The organism is Aquitalea aquatilis, from assembly GCF_005155025.1.
GTDB classification, from domain to species: Bacteria; Pseudomonadota; Gammaproteobacteria; order Burkholderiales; family Chromobacteriaceae; genus Aquitalea; species Aquitalea aquatilis.
Genome location: NZ_CP039731.1, coordinates 3943865 through 3966313, shown reverse-complemented (window position 1 = coordinate 3966313; position 22449 = coordinate 3943865). Strand labels below are relative to the sequence as shown.

Annotated in this window: 22 protein-coding genes; 17 read left to right on the top strand and 5 right to left on the bottom strand. The window is 59.4% G+C overall.

Annotated elements, in window-relative coordinates:
• From FAZ30_RS18455 to FAZ30_RS18435, 5 genes are all read left to right on the top strand, one after another.
• Positions 1-624: a phosphoribosylanthranilate isomerase gene (locus FAZ30_RS18455; protein WP_124643737.1), complete on the top strand. Its 624-nt coding sequence runs from the start codon at positions 1-3 to the stop codon at positions 622-624.
• Entirely contained in the window at positions 611-1813 is a 1203-nt protein-coding gene (gene trpB, locus FAZ30_RS18450) for a tryptophan synthase subunit beta (protein WP_124643738.1), read from the top strand. Before FAZ30_RS18455 ends, trpB begins: the two co-directional genes overlap by 14 nt.
• An 18-nt stretch (positions 1814-1831) precedes the next feature.
• Positions 1832-2620, top strand: a complete 789-nt coding sequence (gene trpA, locus FAZ30_RS18445; protein ID WP_124643739.1) for a tryptophan synthase subunit alpha — start codon at positions 1832-1834, stop codon at positions 2618-2620.
• Positions 2621-2702: 82 nt separating this feature from the next.
• Positions 2703-3572: an acetyl-CoA carboxylase, carboxyltransferase subunit beta gene (gene accD, locus FAZ30_RS18440; protein WP_124643740.1), complete on the top strand. Its 870-nt coding sequence runs from the start codon at positions 2703-2705 to the stop codon at positions 3570-3572.
• 113 nt (positions 3573-3685) lie between these two features.
• Positions 3686-5086, top strand: coding sequence for an FAD-binding oxidoreductase (locus FAZ30_RS18435; RefSeq protein ID WP_246043380.1), 1401 nt, complete (start codon positions 3686-3688; stop codon positions 5084-5086).
• A gap of 467 nt (positions 5087-5553) precedes the next feature.
• Here the strand turns inward: FAZ30_RS18435 and FAZ30_RS18430 are convergent, their stop codons facing one another.
• Both FAZ30_RS18430 and tsaD read right to left on the bottom strand, forming a co-directional pair.
• Positions 5554-7470, bottom strand: coding sequence for an ATP-binding cassette domain-containing protein (locus FAZ30_RS18430; protein ID WP_124643741.1), 1917 nt, complete (start codon positions 7468-7470; stop codon positions 5554-5556).
• A 46-nt stretch (positions 7471-7516) separates the two neighbouring features.
• Positions 7517-8542, bottom strand: coding sequence for a tRNA (adenosine(37)-N6)-threonylcarbamoyltransferase complex transferase subunit TsaD (gene tsaD, locus FAZ30_RS18425; protein ID WP_137010007.1), 1026 nt, complete (start codon positions 8540-8542; stop codon positions 7517-7519).
• A 122-nt stretch (positions 8543-8664) separates the two neighbouring features.
• On the opposite strand from tsaD, the gene FAZ30_RS18420 reads away from it, so the two are divergent.
• The 12 genes from FAZ30_RS18420 (at position 8665) to flgL (ending at position 19494) form a co-directional block, all read left to right on the top strand.
• Positions 8665-9081, top strand: a complete 417-nt coding sequence (locus FAZ30_RS18420; protein WP_124643743.1) for an OsmC family protein — start codon at positions 8665-8667, stop codon at positions 9079-9081.
• A 251-nt stretch (positions 9082-9332) separates the two neighbouring features.
• Positions 9333-9743: a flagellar basal body rod protein FlgB gene (gene flgB, locus FAZ30_RS18415; protein WP_124643744.1), complete on the top strand. Its 411-nt coding sequence runs from the start codon at positions 9333-9335 to the stop codon at positions 9741-9743.
• 2 nt (positions 9744-9745) lie between these two features.
• Positions 9746-10156: a flagellar basal body rod protein FlgC gene (gene flgC, locus FAZ30_RS18410; RefSeq protein ID WP_089086096.1), complete on the top strand. Its 411-nt coding sequence runs from the start codon at positions 9746-9748 to the stop codon at positions 10154-10156.
• A gap of 15 nt (positions 10157-10171) precedes the next feature.
• Positions 10172-10867: a flagellar hook assembly protein FlgD gene (locus FAZ30_RS18405; protein WP_137010006.1), complete on the top strand. Its 696-nt coding sequence runs from the start codon at positions 10172-10174 to the stop codon at positions 10865-10867.
• Between the two features lie 39 nt (positions 10868-10906).
• Positions 10907-12145, top strand: coding sequence for a flagellar hook protein FlgE (flgE, locus tag FAZ30_RS18400; RefSeq protein WP_124643746.1), 1239 nt, complete (start codon positions 10907-10909; stop codon positions 12143-12145).
• Between the two features lie 39 nt (positions 12146-12184).
• A complete protein-coding gene (locus FAZ30_RS18395) occupies positions 12185-12925 on the top strand; it encodes a flagellar basal body rod protein FlgF (protein WP_124643747.1) in 741 nt (246 codons plus the stop codon).
• Positions 12926-12979: 54 nt separating this feature from the next.
• On the top strand, positions 12980-13762 hold the full coding sequence (flgG, locus tag FAZ30_RS18390; protein ID WP_124643748.1) for a flagellar basal-body rod protein FlgG: 783 nt from the start codon (positions 12980-12982) through the stop codon (positions 13760-13762).
• 80 nt (positions 13763-13842) lie between these two features.
• Positions 13843-14526, top strand: coding sequence for a flagellar basal body L-ring protein FlgH (locus FAZ30_RS18385; RefSeq protein ID WP_124643749.1), 684 nt, complete (start codon positions 13843-13845; stop codon positions 14524-14526).
• Between the two features lie 27 nt (positions 14527-14553).
• Positions 14554-15651, top strand: coding sequence for a flagellar basal body P-ring protein FlgI (locus tag FAZ30_RS18380; RefSeq protein WP_124643750.1), 1098 nt, complete (start codon positions 14554-14556; stop codon positions 15649-15651).
• 89 nt (positions 15652-15740) lie between these two features.
• Positions 15741-16718, top strand: a complete 978-nt coding sequence (gene flgJ, locus FAZ30_RS18375) for a flagellar assembly peptidoglycan hydrolase FlgJ (RefSeq protein WP_124643751.1) — start codon at positions 15741-15743, stop codon at positions 16716-16718.
• Between the two features lie 46 nt (positions 16719-16764).
• Entirely contained in the window at positions 16765-18564 is a 1800-nt protein-coding gene (gene flgK, locus FAZ30_RS18370) for a flagellar hook-associated protein FlgK (RefSeq protein ID WP_124643752.1), read from the top strand.
• A 15-nt stretch (positions 18565-18579) separates the two neighbouring features.
• The gene (flgL, locus tag FAZ30_RS18365; RefSeq protein ID WP_124643753.1) at positions 18580-19494 is read left to right on the top strand and encodes a flagellar hook-associated protein FlgL; all 915 of its coding nucleotides are present in this window, start codon (positions 18580-18582) and stop codon (positions 19492-19494) included.
• Positions 19495-19565: 71 nt separating this feature from the next.
• On the opposite strand, the gene astE is transcribed toward flgL, so the two are convergent.
• From astE to FAZ30_RS18350, 3 genes are all read right to left on the bottom strand, one after another.
• On the bottom strand, positions 19566-20579 hold the full coding sequence (gene astE, locus FAZ30_RS18360) for a succinylglutamate desuccinylase (protein WP_124643754.1): 1014 nt from the start codon (positions 20577-20579) through the stop codon (positions 19566-19568).
• 100 nt (positions 20580-20679) lie between these two features.
• Positions 20680-21465: an enoyl-CoA hydratase-related protein gene (locus FAZ30_RS18355; RefSeq protein WP_124643755.1), complete on the bottom strand. Its 786-nt coding sequence runs from the start codon at positions 21463-21465 to the stop codon at positions 20680-20682.
• 46 nt (positions 21466-21511) lie between these two features.
• The gene (locus tag FAZ30_RS18350; RefSeq protein ID WP_124643756.1) at positions 21512-22300 is read right to left on the bottom strand and encodes an alpha/beta fold hydrolase; all 789 of its coding nucleotides are present in this window, start codon (positions 22298-22300) and stop codon (positions 21512-21514) included.
• Positions 22301-22449: the final 149 nt, after the last annotated feature.

The window sequence follows — 22449 nt, the reverse complement described above, 5'->3', positions numbered from 1 at the left end:
GTGACCATCAGAATCAAGATTTGCGGCATTACCCGGCCCGAGGATGGCGCAGAAGCCGCCCGGCTGGGCGCGGATGCCATCGGCCTGGTGTTTTATCCGAAAAGCCCGCGCAATGTCAGCCTGGCGCAGGCACAGGCGGTGATTGCCGCCTTGCCGCCTTTTGTCAGCGTGGTGGCGTTGTTCGTCAACCCGGAGCGCGAGTGGGTGGAAGAGGTGCTGGCACATTGCGGCATCGACATCCTGCAATTTCACGGTGAAGAACCGGCTGAATTCTGCCGCTCTTTCCAGCGGCCCTATCTCAAGGCGGTGCGGGTCAAGCCCGGACTGGACCTGACAGTAGCCGCCGCCCAATACCCGGACGCGCGCGGCCTGCTCACCGACGCCTTTGTTGAAGGCGCACATGGTGGCACCGGTACCACGTTTGACTGGACTTTGCTGCCGGCAAACCTGCCCCTGCCGTTGATTTTGTCCGGTGGGCTGGACGACCAGAATATCAAGCAAGCCGTGGCCGCAGTGCGGCCGGCGGCGGTGGATGTTTCCAGCGGAGTGGAAGCAGCCAAAGGAATCAAAGATGCCGCCAGGATGGCGGCGTTCATATCAGGAGCAAGGCATGGAGCGGTATGATCTTCCGGATGCAAACGGCCACTTTGGACCGTATGGTGGCGTCTATGTTGCCGAAACCTTGATGGCGGCACTGGACGAACTCAAGAACGAATACGAGCGCGTCAAGGCCGATCCGACTTTCTGGGAAGAGTTTCGCCACGAGCTGAAACACTATGTGGGCCGCCCCAGCCCCATCTACCATGCCAAGCGCTGGTCGGAGCAACTGGGTGGTGCGCAGATCTTCCTCAAGCGTGAAGACCTCAACCACACTGGCGCGCACAAGATCAGCAATGCCATCGGCCAGGCGCTGTTGGCCCGCCGCATGGGCAAGAAACGGGTGATTGCCGAAACCGGTGCCGGTCAGCATGGCGTGGCCACGGCTACCGTGGCTGCCCGTTATGGCATGGAATGCTTTGTCTATATGGGTGCCGAGGACATCAAGCGCCAGTCGCCCAATGTCTTCCGCATGAAGCTGCTGGGTGCCACCGTGGTGCCGGTGGAGTCCGGCTCCAAGACCCTGAAAGATGCACTGAACGAAGCCATGCGCGACTGGGTGACCAATGTCGACAGCACCTTCTACATTCTGGGTACGGCGGCAGGTCCGCATCCTTACCCGATGATGGTGCGTGACTTCCTGTCGGTGATCGGTGAGGAATCCAAGGAGCAGATGCCGGAAGTGGCCGGTCGCCAGCCGGATGTGGTGGTGGCCTGCGTCGGTGGCGGCTCCAACGCCATCGGCATGTTCTATCCCTATATCGGTGTGAATGGCGTGCGCATGGTGGGTGTCGAGGCCGGTGGCCACGGCATTGCCAGCGGCATGCACGCCGCTCCACTGTCCGGTGGGGCTGGCGTAGGCGTGCTGCACGGTGCCAAGAGCTATCTGATGCAGGATGCCAATGGTCAGGTTGTCGAGACCCACTCGGTATCGGCCGGTCTGGATTACCCCGGTGTTGGCCCGGAGCACAGCTATCTGAAGGACATCGGCCGCGCCGAATACGTCGCCATCGACGACAAGGAAGCCTTGTCGGCCTTCCACGACTGCTGTCATCTGGAAGGCATCATCCCGGCGCTGGAATCCAGCCATGCGCTGGCCTGGGCTGCCAAGGTGGCACCGACCATGGCCAAGGACAAGGTGATTCTGGTGAATCTGTCCGGCCGTGGCGACAAGGACATCAATACCGTGGCCGGTCTGGCCGGTATCACGCTCTAACAAGGCTAAGGAAGGCTTATGTCACGTATTGCTGCATGTTTTGCCCGGCTGGACGGCAAGAAAGCACTGATCCCGTTTATCACGGCCGGTGACCCGCATCCCTCGCTGACCGTTGAGCTGATGCACGGTCTGGTAGATGGTGGTGCCGACATCATCGAGCTGGGGGTGCCGTTTTCCGATCCGATGGCCGATGGCCCGGTGATCCAGCGTGCGTCCGAACGTGCGCTGGTGCACAAGGTCGGCCTGCGCGATGTGCTGGCCTTGGTGGCCGAATTCCGCAAGAGCAATGCCACCACGCCCGTGGTGCTGATGGGTTATCTGAACCCGGTGTTCGTCATGGGCTATACCGCCTTTGCCGAACAGGCTCACGCTGCCGGTGTGGATGGCGTGCTGACCGTGGACTGCCCGCCGGAAGAAGCGGCCGAACTGTCTGCGGCACTGATTGCGGCGGATCTTGATCCGGTATTCCTGATTGCACCGACCACGCCGGAAGCGCGGGTGCGTGAAATCGCCCGCCATGCCCGTGGTTATGTCTACTATGTGTCGCTGAAAGGCGTCACCGGTGCAGGAAATCTGGACATTGACGACGTAGCGCGTAAAATTGCCGCCCTTAGAGCACATATTCAGGTTCCCATCGGCGTAGGCTTCGGCATTCGCGATGCCGCCACCGCCCAGGCCATCTCCGTGACGGCCGATGCCGTGGTGGTAGGGAGCCGTCTGGTGCAGGAAATCGAGGCGGCTACAGCAGAAACCGCCAGAGAGCGGTTGACCCGTCTGGTGGCCGAATTGAAGGCCGCCATTCTTTAAGGACACGCAAACGGGGTGACAACACCCCGTTTTATTGTCAGCCCGGCATACCCTGCCGGGCTGCGTTGAGCAAGGAGTCAGCATGAGCTGGTTGAACAAGCTCCTGCCGCCGAAGATCAAGCGCGATTCTCGCGCTGACAAGCCTTCAGCGGTACCGGAGGGGCTGTGGAGCAAGTGCCCGGCATGTGAAGCCGTACTGTATTACACCGACCTGGAGAGCAATCTGCAGGTTTGTCCCAAATGTAATCATCACCATCCGCTGAATGCACGTCAGCGGCTGGATGTCCTGCTGGATGACGAAGGCCGCCGTGAAATCGGTGCCGAGGTCAAGCCGGTGGACATTCTCAAGTTCAAGGATGGCAAACGCTATCCCGACCGTCTGGCTGCCGCCCAGAGCAATACTGGCGAAGACGACGCGCTGGTGGTGATGCAGGGCAGCATCCATTCCATGCCGGCTGTCGTGGCCGCCTTCGAGTTCCGCTTCATCGGCGGTTCCATGGGTTCGGTAGTGGGTGAGCGTTTTGTGCGTGGCGTACAGGCTGCCATCGAAGCCAAGGCCCCCTTCATCTGTGTGGCCGCATCGGGTGGTGCGCGCATGCAGGAAGGTCTGAATTCGCTGATGCAGATGGCCAAGACCAGTGCCGCACTGCAATTGCTGACCGATCACCAGCTGCCCTTCATCTCGGTGCTGACCGATCCGACCATGGGTGGCGTTTCCGCCTCCTTCGCCTTCCTGGGCGATGTGGTGATTGGCGAGCCGGGGGCGCTGATTGGTTTTGCCGGTCCGCGCGTGATCGAGCAGACCGTGCGCGAAACCCTGCCGGAAGGCTTCCAGCGTTCGGAATTCCTGCTGGAAAAGGGTGCCATCGACATGATCGTCGATCGTCGCGAACTCAAGCGCAAGATTGCCGAGCTGGTCTCCATACTGCAAAAGCAGGCTGCTGTTGCCTGATTCTTGCTGACAGCACCAAGATCATCCAGGCCGCTTCCTTCGGGGGGCGGCTTTTTTATTTGTTTTGCCGCGTGCTATGGTAGCCGCTGCCACTTTTCTGTCTGGATATTGCCGTGCTGACCTCGCCCCAACTCTCTGCCTTGCAAACCATTATTCCTGCCGAGCGTATTCATGGCGATGCCGATACGCTGGAGCGTTACGGCCAGGACTGGACCCGTTACACCAAGCCGCAGGCGGCGGCAGTGGTGTTCCCGCTCAGTATTGAGGAAGTGCAGGCGGTGGTGCGCTGGGCCAATGCGCATGGCGTTGCCATCGTGCCGTCCGGTGGCCGTACCGGCTTGTCCGGCGGTGCCGTGGCGGCGCAGGGCGAGGTGGTGCTGTCCTTCGAACGGATGAATCGTATCGACCAGTTCGACCCGCTGGCGCGCACGGTACGCTGCCAGGCGGGGGTGGTCACGGCAGCGCTGCAGGCCTTTGCCCAAGAGCAGGGGCTGCTGTATCCGGTGGATTTTGCTTCCAGCGGCTCCAGCCAGATCGGCGGCAATATCGCCACCAACGCCGGCGGCATCCGCGTGGTGCGTTATGGCATGACCCGGGACTGGATTGCCGGGCTGACGGTGGTGACTGGCCGCGGTGAGCTGCTGCAGTGCAATCTGGGCCTTAACAAGAACAATAGCGGCTATGACTTCCGTCACCTGTTTATCGGTTCGGAAGGCACGCTGGGGCTGGTGGTGGAGGCAACGGTGCGCTTGTGTGATCCGGCACCGCCCAGCGCGGTATTGCTGCTGGCCGTACCGCAATTGCCCGACATCATGGCGGTGTTCCATGCCTTCCGTAGCCGGCTGACCTTGCAAGCCTTCGAGTTTTTCTCCGATCAGGCCTTGACCCATGTGCTGGCGGCCGAGCAGGCGCAGCCACCGCTGGCAGAGCGGCAGCCATTTTATGTGCTGCTGGAGTGCGAATTGCCGCCAGCGGCTGACGATGCGCTGGTATTGCAGGCATTTGAATATTGCCTGGAACAAGGTTGGGTGGTGGATGGTGTGCTGGCGCAGTCGCAGCAGCAGGCCAGGGCGCTATGGCGCTTGCGCGAGGGCATCAGTGCTGCCATTACGCCGCGTACGCCGTACAAGAACGACATTTCGGTGGTGATCAGCCGTCTGCCGGATTTTGTGTCCCGGCTACAAGCCTTGCTGGCCCGCGATTACCCGGATTTCGAGGTGCTGTGGTATGGCCATATCGGCGATGGCAATCTGCATATCAATGTGCTGAAGCCCGAAAGCTGGGCGCTGGAAGATTTTCGTCACGCCTGCGAGGCGGTCAACAAGCAGGTGTTTGCACTGGTGGCCGAGTTTGCCGGCAGCATGTCGGCCGAGCATGGCGTGGGGCTGTTGAAACGCGATTATCTGGGGGTAACGCGCAGTGCTGCAGACATTGCGCTGATGCGCGGGGTCAAGGCGGTATTCGATCCCAACAACATCATGAATCCGGGCAAGTTGCTGAGCCGAGAGGGATAGGCTGCTGTTGCCCGGCGCACTGGTATTTGAACCGTCATCTTCATGGCATATATTTTTTCATATGAGCTACTGAAAAAATAAAGATAAACAGTATATTTTCATTAAAATCAATGGCTTGATTTGAATGATTGCAATCAGGCAAGCAGGGAAGTGCTCAGGACTGATAATCAGTATCCAACTGGGTCTATTCTGCCTTTTTAGTGAGCAGTTGCAGCAAGTTGTTAAGGTAAAAAGACTTTTTTTATTTGTTCAGTACTTATCCACAGAGTTATCCGCTGATTGCTGTGGATAATTGCAGCCGGCAGCAAGAGGCATGGGCGGGTGGCATCGGCCCAGCCTCGCTGATGACAAGCTTTGGCGCCGCTAACAAAAACCCTGTTGCGGCCTTGCGCCTCCTGGCCGTACACCTTGCAATGTCTGCGTCGGTGTCCCTTGCTCCAGGGGCGCTACGCTCTTGTTAGCCGCTCTTAGTCCGGGCTGTCCATACTGTTTTCCAGCGCTTCCAGCTCTTCTTGCAGCAGCATCCAGTCTTCCTCTACCTGAGCCAGTTCACTGCTGACCACACCCAGCCGTTTTACCGCCTCGGCCAGCTTGCTCTTGTTGGCGTCCGAGTAGGCTTCTTCGCCAGACATGAAGGCGTCCAGCTGGTTTTTTTCGCTGCTCAGTTGCTCCAGCTGCTTCTCCAGCTTGGCGAGCTTGCTCAGCAGCGGCTTTTTCAGCTGAGCCAATTTCTGGCGGGCTTCGGCTTCCTGTCGCTTCTGCTCCTTGCGGTTGACGGCCTGGGCGTCGCCGCTGGACGGTTTGCCGCTTTCTGCCAGCTGGGCCAGTCGCCACTGGCGATAGTCTTCCAGATCGCCGTCAAACGGGGTGACCGTGCCGCCGCTGACCAGCCAGAACAGGTCGGTGGTGGATTCCAGCAGGCTGCGGTCGTGGGAAACCACGATCAGCGCGCCGGAAAAATCCTGCAGTGCCAGCGTCAGGGCATGGCGCATTTCCAGGTCCAGATGGTTGGTCGGTTCGTCCAGCAGCAAGAGGTTGGGCTTTTGCCAGACGATCATTGCCAGTGCCAGTCTGGCCTTTTCACCGCCGGACATGGGGCCGACCAGATCGGTCGCGTTGTCGCCACGGAAATTGAAGCCGCCCAGAAAGCTGCGCAGTTCCAGCTCGCGTGCAGTGGGGGCCAGTCTCTGCATATGCTGCAGCGGTGATTCGTCCTCGCGCAGGGTTTCCAGCTGGTGCTGGGCGAAATAGCCTATCTTCAGCGTTTGCGCCTTGATCAGCTCGCCCGCCTGTTGCGGCAGGTCGCCCGCCAGCAGCTTCACCAGTGTGGATTTACCGGCACCATTCACCCCCAGCAGGCCAATGCGGCTGCCGGCTTCTACCGACAGCGACAGGCCCTGCAAGATGGTCGTATCGCCGTAGCCGATATTCACCTTGTCCAGCCGCAACAGCGGGTTGGGCAGGTTGTCTGGGCTGTCGAAGTGAAAATCGAAGGGCGAGGCAATGTGGGCCGGGGCAATGCGCTCCAGTTTTTCCAGTGCCTTGACCCGGCTTTGTGCCTGCTTGGCCTTGGTGGCCTTGGCCTTGAAGCGGGTGATGAAGGATTCCAGATGAGCAATCTGGCGCTGCTGCTTGTCGAATTCGCCCTGTTGGCGCGCCAGCTTTTCCGCACGCATGGTTTCAAACTGGCTGTAATTGCCGGTGTACAGCGTCAGGGTCTGGTTGGCTACTTCGGCAATATGGCTGCAGATGCTGTCGAGGAAGTCGCGATCATGCGAGATGATCAGCAAGGTCCCCGGATAGCTTTGCAGCCAGTCTTCCAGCCACAGTACGGTTTCCAGATCCAGGTGGTTGGTGGGTTCATCCAGCAGCAGCAGGTCGGAACGGCACATCAGCGCCTGCGCCAGGTTCAGCCGCATGCGCCAGCCGCCGGAGAAGCTTTTCACTGCCCGCTGGTGGGCTTCGGTGGCAAAGCCCAGGCCGGTCAGCAGCTTGGCGGCGCGGGCCGGGGCAGAATAGGCTTCGATGCGCGCCAACTCACCATGCAGATGGCCGATGGCGCTGCCGTCGTCGCGCGCTTCGGCGGCAGAGAGTTCGGCTTCCAGTTGGCGTAACTCGTGGTCGCCATCCAGCACGTAATCGATGGCAGCGGTGTCCAGTGCCGGCGTTTCCTGCGCCACATGGGCCATGACCCATTGCTTGGGGATGTCGGCATCGCCGCCATCGGCGTGCAGCTCGCCCTTGAGCAGGGCAAACAGGCTGGATTTGCCCACACCATTGGCACCGACCAGGCCGGTTTTGTAGCCGGGGTTCAGGGTCAGGCTGGCGTTGACCAGTAATTCTTTCAGGCCGCGACGCAGGCTGAGGTTTTTCAGTTGGATCATGATGGGGTTGTCAGGCCGACGCAGCAGGCTGCGCCGGCGGGGTGATTTAGGCAGCGGGCAGGCCGGACAGGTCCCAGCGCGGTTTGATCGAGTAGCTGCCGGGTGCGGTGGCGTATTTCAGCCGCATGGCGCCAGCAAAGGCAATCATGGCACCGTTGTCGGTGCACAGGGCCAGTGGCGGGTAGAACACCTCCAGCTTGCGCCTTGCCGCGGCCTGATCCAGTGCGGCGCGCAGCTGTTTGTTGGCACCTACGCCGCCAGCCACCACCAGCTTTTTCATGCCGGTCTGCTTCAGGGCTTTCAGCGATTTGCTGACCAGCACGTCGACAATGGCCTCCTGAAAGGCGCGGCAGATGTCTTTGCACGTCTGTTCGTCGATCTGGCCATGCTCGGCTTCCACCTGTTTGCTCAGTGTCAGCACGGCAGTCTTGAGGCCGGAGAAGCTCATGTCCAGGTTGTCGCTGTGCAGCATGGGGCGTGGCAGGTTGAAGCGCGCCGGGTCGCCTTCTTCGGCCAGGCGCGACAACAGCGGGCCGCCTGGGTAGGGCAGGCCCAGCAGTTTTGCCGTCTTGTCGAAGGCTTCGCCGGCTGCGTCGTCCAGCGTTTCGCCCAGCACCTCGTACTGGCCGATGCCGCGTACGGCCATCAGCTGGGTGTGGCCGCCGGATACCAAGAGGGCGATGAAGGGAAAGTCCGGTCGCGGCTCCGCCAGCAGCGGCGATAGCAGATGGCCTTCCAGATGATGGACGCCAATCACCGGAATGTTCAGGCCAAAGGCTAGCGCATTGGCCACGCTGGCACCAACCAGCAGGGCTCCACCCAGGCCGGGGCCTTGGGTGTAGGCAATGGCATCCACATCGGCCAGGGTCTTGCCGACTTCAGCTAGGCAGGCTTCGGTGAGCGGGATAACCCGGCGGATGTGGTCGCGGCTGGCCAGTTCGGGCACCACGCCACCGTATTCGGCGTGCATGGCCATTTGCGTATGCAGTTGGTGGGCAATGAGGCCCGCCTTAAGGTCGTACAGTGCAACGCCGGTTTCGTCGCACGATGATTCGATTCCAAGTACCAGCATGATGGCTTTATAACAGGTCAATCTTTCCATTTTACCGGTGAATCTTTGTCTGCCCAAATCGGGAATGATAGTCTGTGGCGATTAAGCGGATTTGCGCTGAACAAAAGCGGAAGGATGGGGCAGTGAAAGCAAGACTCAAATGGGTGGATGGCGTGTGTTTCATGGGCGAGAGCGGCAGCGGCCATGCGGTGGTGATGGATGGTGCGCCGGAAGGCGGCGGCCGCAATCTGGGGCCGCGTCCGATGGAGCTGCTGCTCTTGGGCACTGCCGGCTGTACCAGCTATGACGTGATTTCCATTCTGAAAAAGTCGCGTCAGCAAGTGACTGATTGCTGGGTGGAAATGGAAGCCGAGCGCGCCGAGACCGAACCCAAGGTCTTCACCAAGATTCATTTCCACTTTGTGGTCACCGGACGTGATCTCAAGTCCGAGGTAGTGGAGCGGGCCATCAAGCTGTCGGCGGAGAAATACTGCTCGGCCTCCATCATGCTGGGCAAGACGGCTGACATCAGCCACGATTTCGAGCTGCGCGCAGACTAAGAAGCTGTTTGCGGGGTGTGCTGTTAAGGCTGGATCAAAACCGCCGACGCCATGGGCCGTCGGCGGTTTTGTTTTGGTGGCAGCGGCAGCGGGGCGGTGATGGCGGCAAAACTTGCCGCTCCTGCCGGTGTGCGCTGTGCGGGTGGTGGTGTGTATTGCCTGTAGTTTCAATAAAATCAATGGTCTGTATGGATTGTTTGTGCTGGCACAGTTCCTGCTAAGGATGGGGACGCATTCAAGGAGGCAAGGTCATGTTGGACAAGATTGGCAAGGAATTTGATTTTCAGCAGCGAGCGCTCAACCTGCGCGCCTATCGCCAGGAAGTCATTGCCAGCAATGTTGCCAATGCCGATACCCCCAATTACAAGGCAGTCGATTTCGATTTCAAGCAGGCCTTGCAGTCTGCGCAGGATGGACAGGGCAAGCTGGCGATGAATGTGACCGATACGCGCCATCTGGCTGGTACGGGGGCTGGCAGTGCCGGCAAGCCGGCGGTGCAGTATCGCAATGCGGTACAGCAAAGCCTGGACGGCAACACGGTGGATATGGATGTGGAGCGTGCGGCCTTTGCCGATAACGCCTTGCAATACCAGACCACGCTCACCTTCCTCAGCAAGCGTATGTCCAGTCTGAATACCGCCATTACCGGTGGAGGCCAGTAACCATGTCGCTCGCCAATATTTTTGCCATTTCCGGTTCGGCGCTGACTGCCCAGTCCATGCGTCTTAACGTGGTGGCCAGCAATATCGCCAATGCGGAAAGTGCCACCAGCTCGACCGGCCAGCCTTACAAGGGCCGCCACGTGGTGTTTACCGCCTTGCCGGTTACCGCCAGTCAGCCGCAAGTGGCCGGTGTGAGGGTGACTTCCATTGTGGAAGACCAGACCCCGCCGCGGCTGAAGTACGACCCCAGCAACCCTCTGGCGGACGAAAAGGGTTATGTCAACATGCCCAATGTCAATCCGGTCGAGGAAATGTCCGACATGATTTCCGCCTCGCGCTCGTATCAGACCAATGTGGAAATGATGAATACCGCCAAAACCCTGCTGCAGAAGACTCTGCAGCTTGGACAGTGATGAAAGGCAGCAGCCATGACCAGCTCGGTTAATTCCTCGACCAATCCGTATGCCGCGCTGAATGGCACTACTGGCAGCACCAGTGGCACCGGTAATTCCAATACCGATACCAGTGCACAGGGTATTCAGGATCGCTTTCTCAAGCTCTTGGTGACGCAGTTGCAGGCGCAGGACCCGATGAACCCGATGGATAACAGCCAGATCACCAGCCAGATGGCGCAGATCAGTCAGGTATCCGGGATGCAGACGCTGAACACCGCCATGCAGAGCCTGGTGCAGTCGCAGGCTGCCAATCAATCGCTGATGGCTGCCACCATGATTGGCAAGCAGGCGTTGGTGCCGGGTAATGCGCTGAGCCTGACCAGCGGTTCCAATGTGCAGGGTGCCGTGAATCTGAGTGGTGCGGCCACCGATTACACCGTCAGTATCGCCGACGCCAATGGCAATGTGGTGGATACCCTGACGGTCAAGAGCCCTAGCAGCGGCCTTAACTCTTTCAACTGGGATGGCACCGATGCCAACGGTAAGCAGTTGCCCAGCGGCAAATACACTTTCAGTGCCAAGGCGACCAGTGCCAGCAGCGCTGCGGTGACGGCCACACCGTATGCCAACCAGGCGGTAACCGCCGTCAGCTGGGCCAGCGGCTCGCCGCAACTGATCATGAAAGACGGGACCAGCGTCGGTCTGGCAAACGTTGCACAGCTGTCTTAACCAAGTCATTAGCGCAAACAGGTTTCGGGGAGTAATCACATGGGTTTTCAACAAGGTTTGAGCGGTCTGAATTCGGCGTCCTCGCAGCTGGATACCATTGGCAACAACGTATCCAATGCCAGCACCGTCGGCTTCAAGAGTTCGCGCGCCGAGTTTGCCGATCTGTTCTCCACCAGCTTTTATGGTGTGGCCAATACCAGCGCCGGTATCGGCTCGCAGGTGAATGCAGTCACCCAGTCCTTCAGTGCTGGCAACATCACCCCGACCGGCCGCAGCCTGGACCTGGCCATCAATAACAATGGCTTCTTTATCATGCGGCAGAATCCGACCTCGACCACCGGTTCGCTGGCGTATACCCGCAACGGACAATTCCAGGTGGACAAGGATGGTTACATCGTCAATGGCAACGACCGCCTGCAAGGCTGGATGGCCAATAATGGCGTGGTGACCCAGGGCCCGGTCACCGATCTGAAACTGCAAACCAATCTGATTTCGCCGGCAGTCACCACCAAGGTCACCATGGGCGTGAATGTGGATTCGCGACTGACGCCGCCGACGGTAACGCCGTTGAATCCGACCAATACCAACAGTTTTAACTGGTCGAATGCGGCACAGGTGTATGACAGCCTGGGTAATCAGCACAACCTGACCATGTATTACGTCAAGGGTACGGCTACCGCTACCGGCACACCGTGGACGGTGACGGCCTATGTCGATGGCAGCCCGGCCAGTGGTACCAATACCTACACCATGAACTACGACACCAAGGGTAATCTGACCAATACCACCCCGTTCAGTGTCACTTTCTCCCCGACGCCGGTGAATGGCTCTTCGTCCCCGGTTACCTTTACCGTGGATTACACCGGCTCTACCCAGGTGGCACAGGCTTCCGGTACCCCGACGGAAACAGTGGATGGCTATGCGCCGGGTACCCTGAGCAGCATGAATATCGACACCCATGGCAATATCATGGCCAGCTTCTCCAATGGTCAGAATAAAGTCATCGGTCAGGTTGCCCTGGCAACCTTCACCAACTCGCAGGGCCTGCAGAACGAAGGTGGTAACCGTTGGCAGCAAACGCTGGCCTCCGGCGTGCCGGCCTACAATGCACCGGGCTCGGGCAACTCCGGTACCGTGCAGTCGCAGGCGCTGGAAGATTCCAATGTGGATCTGACATCCGAGCTAGTGAACATGATTACCGCGCAGCGCTTCTATCAGGCCAATGCCCAGACCATCAAGACCGAAGACACCTTGATGCAGACCATCATCAATCTGTAATTGATGTCAGCCAGAACAGCCTAAGGAAGCGGGGAAACAATGGATAAGATGCTGTACCTGGCCATGACCGGTGCCAAACACATCGATTTGCAGCAAGCCACCACGGCCAACAATCTGTCCAATGCCAATACCAATGCCTTCAAGGCCGATCTGGCTTCCTTCCGTGCGCTGCCGGTGGTTGGCCCCGGTGCCCCGACCCGTACTTATGTGGTGGACAACACCATTGGCCATGACATGAGCCAGGGCAGCCTGATGCATACCGGCAGCCCCAGCGACTTTGCCCTGGGTTCGCCCGGTTTCTTTGCCGTGCAGGCAGCGGATGGCAGTGAAGCCTATACCCGCGATGGCGGCTATGTGCTGGACGCCAACGGCATGATGCGCACACGCAGTGGCCTGCCCATCAGCGGTGACGGTGGCCCGATTACCGTACCCTCCGGTTATCAGGTGCAACTGGGGCAGGATGGTTCGGTAGTGGGTGTGCCACAGAATGGCAAGGACCGCACCCCGCAGCTGCTGGGGCAGATCAAGCTGGTGAATCCTGCGGTCAAGGATGTTTATAAAGGCCCGGATGGCTTGTTCCGCATGAACGGGGGCGATACCGCCACTGCCGATACCTCGGTCAAGCTGGTGCCGGAAACGCTGGAAGCCAGCAATGTCAATGCGGTGGAAAGTCTGGTGCAGATGATCTCGCATGGCCGGCAGTACGACATGAATATCAAGCTGATGACCAATGCTGATCAGAACGATCAGAAAGCCACCCAGCTGCTGGCCATAGGCTAAGGCCTGGTCGCGACAACACTGATAACAAATCAAGAATTCTGAGGAAACACCGCCATGATGCGTGCGCTTTATGTTGCCAAGACCGGGATGGACTCCAGCCAGTTCAATCTGGATGTCATTTCCAACAACCTGGCCAACGTCAACACAGTAGGTTTCAAGCGCGGGCGCGCCATTTTCGAAGACCTGTATTATCAGACCCTGCGCCAGCCGGGCGCTCAGCTGGCTGATGGCAGCACCACGCCGACCGGTTTGCAGGTAGGCACGGGTGCCACGGCGGTGGCCACAGCCAAAAACTTTACCCAGGGCAATATGACGCAGAGCAGTCAGCCGCTGGACTGGGCCATTACCGGTGACGGTTTTTTCCGCATCCAGCGCCCGGACGGCACGACTGCCTATACCCGTGATGGTGAATTCAAGCGCAACTCCAGTGGCGATATCGTGACCTCGGATGGCTATCAGCTGAACCCCAATATCAATATCCCCAGCACGGCGTCGCAAATCACCGTTTCCACCGCTGGTGTGGTGCAGTACTTCCTGCCCAATAACCCGGCGCCGCAAACTGCCGGCACCATCCAGCTGACGACTTTCATCAATCCGCAAGGTCTGGAAAGTGTTGGCAATAATCTGTATCTGCAGAGCGCCTCTTCGGGCGATCCGCAGGATGGGGATCCGGGTACCGACAGCCGTGGTCTGGTCAAGCAGGGTTTTCTGGAAGGGTCCAACGTCAATGTGACGGAAGAGCTGGTCAACATGATTACTGCGCAGCGTTCGTTTGAAATGAACTCCAAGGCGATCACCACCGCTGACCAGATGCTGCAAAAGCTGACGCAGATGTAATCTGCCGGTTCTGCTGGCGGTGTTTAAACGCTAAAATCCGGTTTTGCTTGATGGCCGGCAGGCGGTGTGGGGAGGGCGGAATGAAAATGCTGAAATGGATGATGCCAGCGATGCTGGCCTTGCTGCTGGCCGGTTGCGCGGCGCAGGAACCGCCGCTGGTGACGCTGCCGATGACAGCCCGCCCGCAGCCGCAAGCCAGCACCTTGCCGGCTAATGGCTCCATCTTCCAGGCTGGCAGCTACCGTGCCATGTTTGAAGACAAAATGCCGGCGCTGGTGGGGGATACGCTCACCATCACCATCCAGGAAAAGTCCTCGACTTCGCAGTCGGAACAAACCACGGCCACCCGTTCCTCGGCACTCAACGACAGCATTTCCAGCGGCATCCAGCTTCCCTTCGTGCCGGGCGGTCTGACCAAGGGCCTGGGCGCATCGCTCACCGGCAGTGGCGCGGCCAGCAATACCGGCAAGGGTACCAATCAGGTAGCCACCACCTTTGTCAGCTCCATTACCGTTACCGTGATCGAAGTGCTGGCCAATGGCAATCTGGTGGTCAGCGGTGAAAAAGTGGTACGCATCAATGGCGATACCGAGTCCATCCGCCTGTCCGGCGTGGTCAATCCGCGAGATATCGCCGCCGACCGCTCGGTCTCCTCGCTCAAGGTGGCCGATGCCCGCATCGAGCAGGAAACCAAGGGCAATAACCGTCTATACAACGAGCCGGGCTGGCTGGCCAAATTTTTCCTGAGCATCATCCCCATCTGAATGATGCGGCTCGGGCTGGATGACATCATGAATAAACTGTTGCTGGCAGCACTGCTGCTGATGCTGGGTGGGCAGGCGCTGGCGGCCGACCGGCTCAAGGACATTACCAATATCGCCGGCGTGCGCTCCAACCAATTGCTGGGTTACGGCCTGGTGGTGGGGCTGGATGGCAGCGGCGACAAGGTGACTTCCTCGCCGTTTACCGGTCAGTCGCTATCGAACATGCTGACCCAGCTGGGTGTGCAGATTCCGCCGGGTACCAAGGTTGATCCCAAGAACGTGGCGGCGGTCAGCCTGACCGCCACCTTGCCGGCGTTTGCCCGTAAAGGCCAGGCGCTGGATGTCACCGTGTCCTCGATTGGTGATGCCAAGAGTCTGCGCGGCGGTACCTTGCTGCTGTCACCGCTCAAGGGTGCTGACGGGCAGATTTACGGCATGGCGCAGGGCAATGTGCTGGTGGGGGGCGCGGGTGCGGCCGCGGGTGGCAGCAAGGCCCAGGTCAATCAGCTCAGCGTGGGGCGGATTGCCGGCGGTGCCACGGTAGAGCGCGAAGTACCCACGGCACTGGGCAGTGGAGAATTCATCAATCTGGAATTGCAGGAGGCCGATTTCACCACGGCCAATCGTGTGGTGCAGGCCATCAACAAGGCATTCGGCAGTGGCACTGCTCGGGCGGTGGATGGTGGCATGGTGGAAGTGCGCGCACCTTTTGATTCCAATCAGCGAGTGCAGTTTCTGTCGCGGATGGAAAATCTTGCCGTCGACCCGGCAGAAGTTTCCCCTCTGGTCATCATCAATGCCCGCACCGGCTCTATCGTGATGAACCAGGCGGTGCAGCTTGCGCCATGTGCCGTGGCGCACGGCAACCTGACTGTGACCATCAGCAATACCCCTCAGGTGAGCCAGCCGCCGGCGCTGTCCGGTGGGCAGACGGTGGCCACCAACCAGACCAGCGTCAATGTCAGCAGCGATGGCGGCAAGGTGCTGAAAGTGGCCAAGAGCGCCAATCTCAATCAGGTTGTCTCGGCACTGAACGCCTTGGGTGCCACCCCGCAAGACCTGATTTCCATCCTGCAGGCGATGAAAGCAGCCGGTTCGCTCAAGGCAGATTTGCAAATCATCTGAAGCCTGATTTCCTTGCTGAAAAACGCCCCGTTTACGGGGCGTTTTTTATTGGCCCGCTTCTTGCTTTTAGCCGGGTGGAGGAGTGAAGAATGACGACGCAGTTTTCCAGTACCTATTCGGCAAACGATGCCCTGAGCCAGCAGCTGGCGGTGGATCCCACCCAGATGTCCAGCCTGCGTGCGCGCATGAGCAAGGACCCCCAGGGGGCGGCCAAGGAAGCAGCGTCGCAGTTCGAAGCCCTGCTGATGGGAACCATGCTGAAAACCATGCGCGAGACCAAGTTTGACGACGAAGGTGACTCGGCCATGGATACCTATCGCGGCATGCTGGACCAGCAGATGGTGCAGTCACTCAGCCGTGCCGGTGGCATGGGCATTGCCGATCTGGTGTACAAGCAGATCGCCAAACAGTCCGGTTTTGATGCCGGTACCGATGCCAGCAAGCTGCATTCGGCGGCCAGCAGTCCGGTACTCCCCACACGCTTTACCCAAGCGAGTGGCGTGAAAGCCTATCAGGCAGCGCAGAGCGAGGCGGCCAGTGCCGGTCTTGCCTCCAATACCGCAGCTGCGGCTGCAAGCAGCAGCCCGGTTGTCAGCGGTGATGGCAAGAGCTTTATCCAGGGCATGTTGCCGCATGCACGTAATGCGGCCTCACAACTGGGTGTGGCACCGGAGTTCGTGGTGGCACATGCCGCGCTGGAAAGCGGCTGGGGCAAACGTGCCATTCGTAATGCCGACGGCAGCAATTCGCACAACCTGTTCGGCATCAAGGCCACGGGTGACTGGCAAGGCAAGTCCACCAGCATCACCACCACCGAATACGTGAATGGCACTGCGCAGAAGAAGGTGGAGAAGTTCCGTTCCTATGATTCGTATGCGGATGCCTTCAGCGATTACGCCAGCCTGTTGAAAGGCTCTCCGCGCTATCAGGCAGCATTGAATCAGGGACGTAATGTGCAGGGTTTCGCCCAGGGTTTGCAAAGCGGCGGCTATGCCACTGATCCACGCTATGCGCGCAAACTGGTGGACGTGGCCGCTTCACTGGCACAGCAAGCGGTGCGCTCTTGATTAAAGTTTCAGCAGTTGCGGTCGATAAAACAGCAGAGAGGCGATAATGGGCTCAAACATTTTTTCCATTGGCGTTAGCGGCCTGAATGCAGCACAAACTGCGCTTTCTGTTGTCGGCCAGAACATTTCCAATGCCAATACCCCGGGCTATAACCGTCAGGTCATGAGTCAGGCTGCGCGCATGCCGCAACAGGAGGGCTTTGGCTTCCTGGGGCAGGGCGTGGACATCACCGGTGTCAGCCGCATCTACGACAAGTATCTGGATTCGCAAGTGCTGAACGCACAGGCGGGCAGTAACTTCTATTCCAGTCAGTTGTCGCAGCTGAACCAGATCAACAATCTGCTGGCTGATCCAACCGTTGGCCTGAATAATTCTTTCCAGAGCTTTTACAGCAGCCTGCAGACGCTGTCGCAAGACCCGTCGTCCATTCCCAGCCGGCAAACCGTGGTCAATATGTCGCAGGCGCTGGTGTCCAACTTCACCGCCATCGGCAACAATCTGTCCCAGATGCAAGCGGGTGCCAATTCGCAAATTACCAGCACCGTCAACAGCATTAATGCACTGGCTCAGAATATCGCCGACCTGAACAATCAGATTGCCGCCGCCGCCGCTGGTAATAGCCAGCAGCAACCCAACGACCTGATGGATCAGCGTGATCAGGCGATGGAGCAGCTGAACAAGCTGGTGAGTGCCAAGTCGGTGGCGCAGTCGGATGGTACTTACAGCGTGTTCATCGGTAATGGTCAGGCGCTGGTCTTGGGCAATCAGGTCAACAAGCTGGGCACGCAGACTGACCCGGCCAATCCGCTGAATGTGCAAGTGACTTACCCCAATCCCAACGGCACCGCCACGGTGATTCCCAGCTCGGCGCTGTCGGGTGGGCAATTGGCTGGTTATATGTCTTTTCGCGACGGTACGCTGCTGACCACCCAGCAAAAGCTGGGTACGCTGGCCATCGACTTCACTACGGCGATGAATTACCAGAACCAGCTGGGGCGAGACCTGTCGGGTAATCAGGGTGGGCAGATTTTTGCCGATATGAGCAGCTACGCCACGCACCCGCAGGATGCCGTGGCCAATATGCAGTTGCTGCTGGCAGATCCGTCCAAGCTGGCAGCTTCTTCGTCCTTGCAACTGGGAGCGGGTGGTATTACGCCTGCCGGCACCGGGGTGACCTTGTCCGGGGTCTGGGCCAGCATGCCCGGCACCTATGGCTGGGCCAATGCTACGACGCCGCCTTCTACTGCGACGCACCCGGTTACCGGTATGACTGGCATGACCATCAATGCCACTTCAGCCACCAGCATTACCGCCACCTTGGCTGGCGGACCGGATAATGGCCAGACCTTCAATGTCGTGCCCGACCCGACTGTTTCCAATGGCTACAAACTGGTGGACAGTGCCTCCCCAGCCAATGATCTGGGTATCAAGTTCCAGCTGTCCGGCCAGATGAAGGCTGGCATGACCATCAATGTCTCGCCCGTGCCCACCGGTACTGCCGTCATCGGTAATGGTAATAACCTGGCTGAGATGATGGGTCTGCAAACGCGCAAGATCGTCGATGAAAACAAGAACGGCACCAATAGTGGCTTGCAGTCTTTCCAGACTTATTACTCCACCACCGTCAGCTATGTGGGCAATGCCACCAATACGGTGAAACTGGCCTCAACGTCGCAGACCACCTTGCTGCAACAGGCCACCACCTCGCGTTCCAATGTCAGCGGGGTGAACATGGATCAGGAAGCCGCTGACCTGATCAAGTATCAACAGGCTTATCAGGCGTCCGGCAAGGTGCTGCAGATAGCACAGACACTATTCCAGCAAATCCTGCAAATGGGCGGCTGAGGCGAGGGTTGAATCATGAGAATCAGTACCGCAACATCCTATATGACCGGCACCTACGACATGCAATCGCTGCAGTCGCAGTTGCAATCGCTGCAGATGCAGCTGGATACCCAGAGACGGGTGGTAACCCCGGCCGATGATCCGGTCGCGGCGGCACGCATTTTGCAACTGAATCAGTCCGACGGCATGAATAGCCAGTACGTCACCAATACCAAGGCGGTGGAGTCCACCTTGTCATTGGCCGAATCCCAGCTGACCAATGCCTCCAATCTGCTCACCAGCATCAAGGCGGTGGCCATCCAGGCGGGTAATACCGTGCTGTCCTCCGACCAGTTGCTGATGATCCAGAAGCAGGTGCAGGAGGGTATTGCCGAGATGACCGGTTATGCCAATGCCACCGATGGCAAGGGCAACTACCTGTTTAGCGGCAACAAGGTGGATACGCCCCCTTATGTGCTGGATGCCACCTATGCCGCGACTTATCAGGGGGACACCGGTCAGCGCAATGTGCCTATCAGTGCCTCGCGCAGCATGCAGATTTCCGATGCCGGCAGCAATGTGTTTGGCAATGCCACCAGTACGACTGCGGTGTTTGATGCGCTGAAATCGTTGAATGATTTGTTGGCCCAGAATCCCAAGCCGGCGAATTACAGCACGTCAATGGGTGCCATCGTGACGTCGCTGGATACCGCGCAGAAAAACCTGTCTACCAATATTGCTTCGATTGGTGCGCGCCGGCAGGAAAACCAGAGCGTGCAGGACATGGGTACCCAGCTCGGGCTGCAGTACAAGTCCGGCATCAGTGATCTGCAGGATCTGGACATGCCCAGCGCCATTACCAGTTTCACCCAGACCCAGACTTCACTGAAGTACAGCCAGCTGGTGTACAACAAGGTGACCAACCTGTCGCTGTTCAACTATATGTCCTGAGCCCTGTCGCATGGCTCTTCAAGCAAATGGCCGCGTTGAGCGGCCATTTTCATTGTGGGGGCGGAGCAGCGTCAGGCGGTGAGTGTGGCCGGCTCGACCACGATGCCGGCGCGCAATCCCGGTTTTACCGTGGGGTTGGGAAACAGGATGCGTTCCTCGCCACCGCTGGCGATGTAGCGCTGTGTGCCATCCTCGGCAATGAGAAAACCATCCGGCAGCACGGTGAAGTTTTCCACGCTGGCGGCCAGATGCAGGCGGAAGGCTTCGCTGTGCTTGATCAGATCATACTTGGCGCGGAATAGCGGGTAGTCGCCATCGCGATAGTCGGGCAGGGCTGGTGTGCTGTCATCAAGCAGCTGGCGCAGGGCGTGGTCGATGCCGGCAAAGCGGCCAAGGTCGTTCTCGCCAAAGGGCCTGGCCTTGCCCAGCTCCAGGGTGAAGGCATCGGCCTGATGCTGCTGGCTGGTGTAATAGCTGAAGGTATTGGCCGGCTTGCTGTGCAGCAGTACGGCTTCGATGCCGCAATGCTTCAGCCAGGCCAGTTGGCTGCGGCGGTGCGTGCGCTGTTGCAAGAAGGGGTAGATGGCAAATTTTTCGTAGACCGAACCGCGAATGGCGGTGTGCAGGTCGTAATGCAATTTGGGCTTGTGTGGGCCTGCCTGAGCGAAAAAGCGGCTGGCGCGTTGCTCCAGCAGTGCAGCGCGTTCGGCTTCGTACAGGTCGGCGTGTTGCTGATGCGCGCCATTGAACAGGCGGTTCAGATCGTAATCCAGATAGCGCTCGCCGCAACGCATGGCTTGCGGATTGCCAAACAGCACCAGCAAGGGGTGGTGCAGGCGCAGCTGGCCGCTGTCGATATCGGCCAGGATGCCATCCACCACTTCGACCGGCGCGGTTTCATTGCCGTGTATGCCGCAGGACAGCAGGATGTAGCTGCAGCTGGCAGCCGGCGTGGCCGGGCGCAGTTCGACGGCGCTGTCATCATGCCAGTGTGCGGTGACGCCGTGCGCCAGTGTCCAGCGGGTTTCCGCCAGCGCTGCCGGCTGCAGCACGTGCTGCAGAAAACGAGAATGCGAGGTGGTCATGGGCTATCCGTGCGGAGGGAAGGGCTGATTGTAACCATTCCCGCATGGCTTGCAGCCGGCATGCCGCGCATTTGAACGCGGATGCCGTATATGGGCAAACTCAGTCTATCCAGCCGGGTTTGCGCATTTCCAGAAAAGCCTTGACCCCTTCCTGGCCTTCATCGCTGCGACGCAGGGCGACAATGCGATCCACCGTCAGCGCGATGACTTCCGGGCCGATGTCGCGGTGCTCGATGTCGCGGATCAGCTGTTTGGCAGCAATCATGGCCTGCGGGCCGTTCAGCAGCAGCTGGCGGCACATGTGATCGACCGCATCGTCCAGTTCGTCGTTTTCCACGGTCTGGTGGATGAGTCCCAGCCGGCGCGCCTTGCCGGCATTGATGCGCTCGGCGGTGACAAAATAGCGGCGGGCGGCACGCGGGCCGATGGCGCGCACGATATAGGGTGCGGCCAGTGCCGGAATGATGCCCAGCTTGACGTCAGAGAAGCAGAACAGGGCCTCGGCGACGCTGATGGAGACATCGCAGCAGGCAATGAGCGCCGCGCCAATACCGAAGGCCGAGCCTTGTACCCGGGCGATGGTGGGTTTGGGCAGGTGGTCCAGTGTTTCCAGCAGGGTGGACAGGCGCTCGGCATCACGGCGCAACTGGGCTTCGTCGTAGTCGGTCAGGCGGCGCATCCAGGCGCTGTCGTGGCCGGCGGAAAAACTGATGCCTTCGCCGGTCAGGATCACGGCACGGATGCTGTCGTCTTCTGCCAGGGTTTGCAGGGTGGCGGTGAGTAATTCCACCATCTTGTCATCCAGCGCATTGTGCAACTCGCCGCGATTCAGGGTAACGGTCGCAATGCCCTGCGGGCTGACCTTGAGCAGTACGGCTTCTTCCATCAGGTTCTCCTCAGTATTCATCTTGTTGTTGTGGCTTTGGGCCGGCCTAGGGCTGGCAAAAACGGAAAATACTGCGCACAAATGCTTCGGCCGCTTCGATATGCAGCACGTGGGCGGCGTGCGGCAGCAGTTCCAGCGTGGCACCGCTGATGCGCTCTTGCAGCAGGTGGGCCTGGTATAGCGGCGTCAGACGGTCTTCTTCCCCCAGCAGGATATGGCAGGGCAGCTTGATCTGCTGCAGCCAGTTGCGCGCATCGTGCTCGCGGACGCCATTGATTAGCCGGATGACGGCAGCCCAATCCACCATGCCGGCCATTTCTTTCATGTCGTCCAGCATGGCGGCATTGGCTGCCAGAAAACGGCTGGAAAACAGCCAGGGCACGCTGGCGCTGTAACGCAAGTCCAGGCCGCCGATGGCGTTGGATTCGATCCAGCTCTGGCTGATGCGGTTGTTGACTTCGTCCGACCAGGCCAGGGTAGAGGCCAGCAGCAGCTTGTGCAGGCGCTGGCCATGACGGTGGGCGAAGTGCTGCGCCACCATGCCGCCGTAAGACAGCCCCACCAGAAACACCTTGTCCAGTTGTAGCGCATCCAGCAAGGCGGCCGCCAGATCGGCCTGCTCGGTCAGCGCGTACTTTTCCGCCTCCGGCTTGTCGCTCTGGCCCTGGCCGAGAAAATCCAGCCGCAGCAGCCGATACTGGCTTTCCAGCGCCGGCGTCATCAGGGTCCAGGCCGGGGTCGACATGGTGATGCCATTGAATAGCAACAGGGTGTGCTGGCCTTGTCCGGTCAGTTCGTAGAACAGTGAATGTCCGTTGAGCGTGATGTGTGGCATGGGCGGCTCCTGCGGGCTTGCCTGCCCGCCGGTTGGCGGGTGTCTGGTTTCATTCTAGGCTGCATTGCGGCAGGCCGGCCAGCGAGAGACGCGGGTTTGCTGGCGATATGGGGGTTGGGTCACCAGATTGTCATTTGTAAAGTTTAAAG

Bases quoted from the DNA above. Each gene is read 5' to 3' on its own strand.
- FAZ30_RS18350 (WP_124643756.1), bottom strand. From the start codon at position 22,300: ATGCCACACATCACGCTCAACGGACATTCACTGTTCTACGAACTGACC.
- trpB (WP_124643738.1), top strand. From the start codon at position 611: ATGGAGCGGTATGATCTTCCGGATGCAAACGGCCACTTTGGACCGTAT.
- FAZ30_RS18355 (WP_124643755.1), bottom strand. From the start codon at position 21,465: ATGGAAGAAGCCGTACTGCTCAAGGTCAGCCCGCAGGGCATTGCGACC.
- trpA (WP_124643739.1), top strand. From the start codon at position 1,832: ATGTCACGTATTGCTGCATGTTTTGCCCGGCTGGACGGCAAGAAAGCA.
- FAZ30_RS18385 (WP_124643749.1), top strand. From the start codon at position 13,843: ATGAAAATGCTGAAATGGATGATGCCAGCGATGCTGGCCTTGCTGCTG.
- accD (WP_124643740.1), top strand. From the start codon at position 2,703: ATGAGCTGGTTGAACAAGCTCCTGCCGCCGAAGATCAAGCGCGATTCT.
- FAZ30_RS18380 (WP_124643750.1), top strand. From the start codon at position 14,554: ATGAATAAACTGTTGCTGGCAGCACTGCTGCTGATGCTGGGTGGGCAG.
- FAZ30_RS18405 (WP_137010006.1), top strand. From the start codon at position 10,172: ATGACCAGCTCGGTTAATTCCTCGACCAATCCGTATGCCGCGCTGAAT.
- flgJ (WP_124643751.1), top strand. From the start codon at position 15,741: ATGACGACGCAGTTTTCCAGTACCTATTCGGCAAACGATGCCCTGAGC.
- tsaD (WP_137010007.1), bottom strand. From the start codon at position 8,542: ATGCTGGTACTTGGAATCGAATCATCGTGCGACGAAACCGGCGTTGCA.
- flgB (WP_124643744.1), top strand. From the start codon at position 9,333: ATGTTGGACAAGATTGGCAAGGAATTTGATTTTCAGCAGCGAGCGCTC.
- FAZ30_RS18395 (WP_124643747.1), top strand. From the start codon at position 12,185: ATGGATAAGATGCTGTACCTGGCCATGACCGGTGCCAAACACATCGAT.
- FAZ30_RS18430 (WP_124643741.1), bottom strand. From the start codon at position 7,470: ATGATCCAACTGAAAAACCTCAGCCTGCGTCGCGGCCTGAAAGAATTA.
- flgC (WP_089086096.1), top strand. From the start codon at position 9,746: ATGTCGCTCGCCAATATTTTTGCCATTTCCGGTTCGGCGCTGACTGCC.
- flgE (WP_124643746.1), top strand. From the start codon at position 10,907: ATGGGTTTTCAACAAGGTTTGAGCGGTCTGAATTCGGCGTCCTCGCAG.
- flgK (WP_124643752.1), top strand. From the start codon at position 16,765: ATGGGCTCAAACATTTTTTCCATTGGCGTTAGCGGCCTGAATGCAGCA.
- flgL (WP_124643753.1), top strand. From the start codon at position 18,580: ATGAGAATCAGTACCGCAACATCCTATATGACCGGCACCTACGACATG.
- astE (WP_124643754.1), bottom strand. From the start codon at position 20,579: ATGACCACCTCGCATTCTCGTTTTCTGCAGCACGTGCTGCAGCCGGCA.
- flgG (WP_124643748.1), top strand. From the start codon at position 12,980: ATGATGCGTGCGCTTTATGTTGCCAAGACCGGGATGGACTCCAGCCAG.